Here is a 5,268-nt window from a genome sequence, read left to right as displayed (position 1 = left end):
CTTGCCGGCCACTCCGACATCGGTCGAGAAGCCCATGTGGTACTTGACGTCGCCAGCGCGGGACAGCGACTCGGCGGAGTACTTGCCTTCGAATTCGGCGAACAGATCCTTCGGCGACTTGCCGAGCACATTGATCAGCACGTTCAGGCGGCCGCGATGGGCCATGCCGATGACGATCTCTTCGGCGTCCGCTTCGGCAGCGGTACGCATCACTTCATCGAGCGCCGGAATCAGTGATTCGCCGCCTTCGACCGAGAAGCGCTTCTGGCCGACGTACTTGTTGTGCAGGTAGCGCTCGATGCCTTCGGCGGCGACCAGCTGGGTCAGCACTTCACGACGGCGTTCGGCCTTCAGACGCGGCTGGAAGGCACGCGATTCGAGCCGGGCCTGGATCCAGCGCTTCTGCGCGGTTTCCGTCACGTACATGTATTCCGAACCGATGGTGTCGGTGTACACGGCCTTGACGATGCGCAAGATCTCGCGCAGCGGCAGGCGATCGGCGGCGGCCAGGGTGCCGGTGTTGAACACCGTATCCATGTCGTCCGGCGTCAGGCCGTGGAAGGCCGGATCGAGATCGGGAATCGCCGGCACCACGGTCAGGCCGAGCGGATCGAGCTTCGCCGCCTGATGGCCGCGGACCCGGTAATAGTTGATCAGGCGCAGCACAGCGGCCTGCTTCTCGGCGACGATTGCATCGTTGCTGTTCGAGGCGACGGCGACGGCCACTCTCGGCTCGCGGGCCAGCTTCTCGAACTGCGCGCGGATCGGGCCGTGCGCCGTTTCGGTCGCGCCGCCCGGGCCCTGCACGCCGCGAAAATAGGCGCGCCACGGAGCGTCGACCAGATTCGGATCGTCGAGATACTGCTCGTATAGATCTTCGATATACGCGGCGTTGGCACCGTGGATCGATGAACTTTCGATCAGGCTTTGATACTTGCTTGCAGTCATGAGGTCCTCGCGCCTCGCGGCGCCTGCACTTACTTGCTGGCCGTCTTGGGGGCGGCGTCGGGGTTGCCGGCGGTATGCCAGTCGGCGGTGAAATCGGACAGATACTGACGGAACTCGTCGGCCAGTTCCGGGTGCTTGAGCGCGTACTCGACGTTGGCCTTCAGATAGCCGAGCTTGGAGCCGCAGTCATAGCGCGTGCCTTCGAATTCGTAGGCCAGCACCGTCTGCTCCTGGATCATCATGCTGATCGCATCGGTCAGCTGGATCTCGCCACCGGCGCCGCGTGGCGTGCGCTCCAGCAGCTTGAAGATGCGCGGCGTCAGGATGTAACGGCCAACCACCGCGAGGTTCGACGGCGCGTCTTCCGGCTTCGGCTTTTCAACGATCCGGCGAATCTCGCCAAGGCCTGGACCAACTGGCTGCGTCTCGACCACGCCGTAGCTGGACACTTCATCCATCGGCACCCGCTGGGTGGCGATGACGCTGGTGCCGTACTCCTGATAGACGCGCTGCATCTGCGCCAGACAGGGCCGCAGGCGGCCATCGATCAAATCGTCGGCGAGGATCACCGAGAAGTCTTCGTCACCAACCGCCGGCCAGGCGCAGAGCACGGCGTGGCCGAGACCGAGCGCTTCGGCCTGGCGGATGAAGATGCAGGTGATGCCCGGCGGCAGGATTTCCTGCACCGTTTCGAGCAGCTTGCCCTTGCCGCGCGAAGCCAGTTCGGCTTCCAGCTCATAGGCCTTGTCGAAGTGATCCATGATCGAATTCTTCGAACGGCCGGTGATGAAGATCAGCTCTTCGGCACCGGCGGAAATCGCTTCCTGAACGGCGTACTGGATCAGCGGTTTGTCGACCACCGGCAGCATTTCCTTGGCGCTGGCCTTGGTGGCTGGCAGGAAGCGGGTACCGAGACCGGCGACGGGGAATACGGCTTTTCTGATGCGCATAGCGGGCCTCAGATCAACAGGCTAAAAGTGGATGACGGCGACGAGAGTCACCGGCTCGGGAAGGGCCAAAGGATAAAAGGGGACGAACATGGGGAAGGACTAGGAATCTATCGTAGGGTTCCGGACAGATGGACCTTGCCACCAGATGCTTCCAGCAGCGCGAACTCGATACCAGTCGGCTCCTGCACATAACGCAGGGTCGCGCGGCCCGGCAGCAACAGCGGTTGCCGGAAGCTGACATCGAAGCGCCGCGGCGCGCAGGGCAGCTTCGGCTGAAGCTCCGCCAGCACCCGCGCTTTCGACCACAGGCCGTGGGCGATCGCCCGCTTGAAGCCGAACAGCTTGGCGGTGGCGGCGTGCAGATGGATCGGGTTGTAGTCCTGCGAGATGCGGGCGTAACGGCGGCCAGTATCTTCCGGTGCCTGGATTCTCAGGTACTGGGCCAGCACGGCTTCGGCCGGAGCGTCCTGCAGAGCCGGCTTCGGACCGGACAGCGCGGGCGTACTGTCGTCCGAGCGGACGCCGCGCTTGAGCAGGGTCATCGTCGCCTGCCACAGCACGTCGCCGCCGACTTCGGACAGCGCGATGCCGAGGTCCAGTTCGAGCCCGGCGCGAACTTCGCGCGTCACCCCGAGGCCGACCGAAATATCGAAGTGCTCATCGATCGCCAGCGCGCGGCGGCATTCGATGCTGTTGCGGACATGGACCAGACCCATCAGCGGCAGCGGGAAGCCTGGCCGGGTCATCAGGTTCAGGTAGAGCGGTGTCGCCAGCACCTGCGGATAGGTCATCGCGACCTGCTCGGCATTGGCGAAGCCGCACAGCGCGTTGTACGCGGCGACCTGCGAGCGATCGAACGAAAGGCCGGCGACGCGAACCGTCCAGTCCGGCATGGTCACCGGCGTACGCACCGAGCGGGTGGCGGACCAGGCGGCGCGGGCGAACGCGGGAAGCACCGGCGGCAGGGCCGGCAAATCAAAGACGCGGGCTGAGGTCGTACTCATCGGACTCACGGATTCGGCGGCCCATGCCGCCGAAGCGCGAATCTTACGCGCCTTGGCATCGGAATTGGTCGCTTTGCACAGATTGCGACGCAATTTGCGTGTCAGAAATGCTCCGCTGCGTCACTGCCGAAACGCAGGCAGGGCGCTTGGCAAACCGGTTCACGGCAGCACGCGATCGATGACCACGGCCAGCGGCGCCCCACCCGACTGCGCCCGCGTCGCCTCGATCCGTCCTTCGAGATCGCCCGGCTGGGCCTGCACGCTGCCGGCGGCGCTGTAGCGCGCGGTGATCACGTACTGATCGAACTTCGACAGGCTCAGCCCTGGCGCCATCGCCATCGATTCGTCGAGGGTGACCTCCAGCGGCAGCTTGGCAGGCCCGAGCTTCTGCACCGCCAGCGGCATCGGCGGGCCGCTGGCTGCTTTGGCGAACACGAACAAGGTCGCCCCCGCCGGCACCTTGCCAGCCAAAGCCGGCGCCAGCGATACCTGCACCTTCAGGCTGACCGGCGCCGCGGCCGTGGGCGCTGCAGCGCCGCTGTCGGCGGCCGGTTCACCGACTGCTGCCGCATTGGCAGCAATCGCCTGATCGAGTCTGACGATCCGGTCGCCGAGCGCGGCGCGCATTTCCTCGGCGAGACCGGGCTGGTCGAGCAGCCGTTGCCAGCGCGTACGCGCCGTCGCGTAATCACCGGTCAGCGCCGAGGCCAGGCCGCCGTACCAGAGCGCCTTGCCGTTGCCGGGATCGAGTTGCAGCGCCTGTTCGAACAGCTCCGCCGCGTGGCCGGAGACATCCTGGCCGCTGGCGAAGGCCAGTGCTTCACCTTCGTCGGACAAGCCTTCGGCGGTCGGCTTCGGGGCACGGCGATTGGCTTCGCCGAAAGCCGCTGCCGCGTCCGGATAGCGCGACATCACCGCGTACGAGCGGCCGAGCATCGTCCAGCCTTCGGGATCGTCGGGCTGGGCTTTCAGGCGCTGCGCCAGGGTCTCGACCATCGCCGCGATCTGCGGATCGACGGGCGCTGGCGGTACCGCGCCAGCGGCAATCTGCGCTTGCGCCTGCCAGCTGCCGCCGAGCACGTACCAGCCACCGGAGAACGCCGCGAGCAGCACCGTGACCAGCGCGATCGCCAGCGGGCGGCGCGCGGTCCGGGTGATCACTTCCGGCTCGCTGGCATCGGCATCGTCGAGCACGCGGGCATCGAGTTCACTGCGCAGCGCCACCGCTTCGTCGGCCGGGATCAGGCCGGACGCGGTCTCGTTGTCGATCTCGGCCAGGCGCAGGCGGTAGGCGACGACATTCGCGGCGCGGCGGTTCTGGCGAGCGCCGACCTGGTTGCGCCACCAGGGACGAGTCGCCAGCAGGACCACCAGCAACAGCAACGCGGCCATGGCAAGGCCGGACAACACAGTCGGATTCATTCGTCGAGCAGCTTCTTCAGGGCTGCAGGATCAGCCGGTTTTGCGGTGGTGGCGGCACGGGCTGCCGCACGGCGGGTACTGCGAATCTGCCGGACCAGCACCAACAGCCCGAGCAGCACCAACGCGAACGGACCGATCCAGAGCAGCCAGGTGCGGGGATCGAACGGCGGCCGGAACAGCACGAAATCGCCGTAGCGATCGGTCAGGTAATGCTTGATCTCGGACGCCGATTTGCCCTGCGCCACCAGGCTGCGCACTTCGTATTTCAGATCCAGCGCCAGCGGCGCGCGCGACTCGGCCAGCGATTCGTTCTGGCAGACCAGGCAGCGCAGATCCGGCAGCAGTTCGGCAAGCCGCGCTTCCTGCTCGACCGTCAGCTCGATCGCCGGCTTCTCGACCGTGACCTGGGCCTGGGCGCCGAACGCGGCCGCCAGTAACAGCAGGCTCATGGTGCCGCCGCCAGCAGCGGCTTGATGTCGCGCTCCCAGGCTTCCGGCGTCAGTGCGCCGACATGCTTGTGCAGCACCTGGCCGCTGGCGCTGATGACGAAGGTTTCCGGCACGCCGTAGACGCCCCAGTCGATGCCGGTACGTCCGTCGAGGTCGGCCAGTACCGGGCCGTAGGGATTGCCGCGCGAGCCGAGCCATTGGCGGACATCGGCATCGGCGTCCTTGTAGTCGACGCCGACGATGGTCACCGCGCCGGCCTTGGCCAGGCTCATCAGGAACGGATGCTCGACCTGGCAGCCAGCGCACCAGCTGGCGAAGAAATTGACCAGCAGCGGCTTGCCGAGGAAATCGGCATTGCCCTTCAACGGCGGCGTGGCCGTGGCTTCCGGCTGCGGAAATTCGAGCACCGGCAACGAGAAGGACGGCGCGGCCTTGCCGATCAGCGGGCTCGGCAGGATGCGCGGATCGTGGCGCAGGCCGACCGCGAAGAAAGTC

General features: G+C 66.3%; 5 protein-coding genes and 1 pseudogene. All 6 read right to left on the bottom strand.

The window, feature by feature from the left end:
- Positions 1–948: pseudogene (sucA, locus tag Q0D45_RS20690) on the bottom strand (2-oxoglutarate dehydrogenase E1 component); the annotation flags it as partial.
- Between the two features lie 29 nt (positions 949–977).
- The gene (gene galU, locus Q0D45_RS20685; protein ID WP_293397546.1) at positions 978–1,898 is read right to left on the bottom strand and encodes a UTP--glucose-1-phosphate uridylyltransferase GalU; all 921 of its coding nucleotides are present in this window, start codon (positions 1,896–1,898) and stop codon (positions 978–980) included.
- 107 nt (positions 1,899–2,005) lie between these two features.
- Positions 2,006–2,902 (bottom strand): MaoC/PaaZ C-terminal domain-containing protein, encoded by an 897-nt coding sequence (locus Q0D45_RS20680; protein ID WP_293397543.1) that lies wholly within the window; start codon positions 2,900–2,902, stop codon positions 2,006–2,008.
- Between the two features lie 159 nt (positions 2,903–3,061).
- Positions 3,062–4,324: a c-type cytochrome biogenesis protein CcmI gene (ccmI, locus tag Q0D45_RS20675; RefSeq protein ID WP_293397540.1), complete on the bottom strand. Its 1,263-nt coding sequence runs from the start codon at positions 4,322–4,324 to the stop codon at positions 3,062–3,064.
- Complete coding sequence (locus tag Q0D45_RS20670) at positions 4,321–4,773, bottom strand: cytochrome c-type biogenesis protein (protein WP_293397537.1); 453 nt, start codon at positions 4,771–4,773, stop codon at positions 4,321–4,323. The genes ccmI and Q0D45_RS20670 overlap by 4 nt, the downstream gene beginning before the upstream one ends.
- On the bottom strand, positions 4,770–5,268 hold a 499-nt coding region (locus Q0D45_RS20665; protein WP_293397535.1), incomplete at its 5' end, for a DsbE family thiol:disulfide interchange protein. The genes Q0D45_RS20665 and Q0D45_RS20670, both read right to left, overlap by 4 nt.

Origin of the sequence: Nevskia sp. (assembly GCF_023266035.1) — a bacterium.
Lineage (GTDB): Bacteria > Pseudomonadota > Gammaproteobacteria > Nevskiales > Nevskiaceae > Nevskia.
Note: the sequence above shows the minus strand (reverse complement) of the source record. Positions and strands in the feature narration are given on the sequence as shown.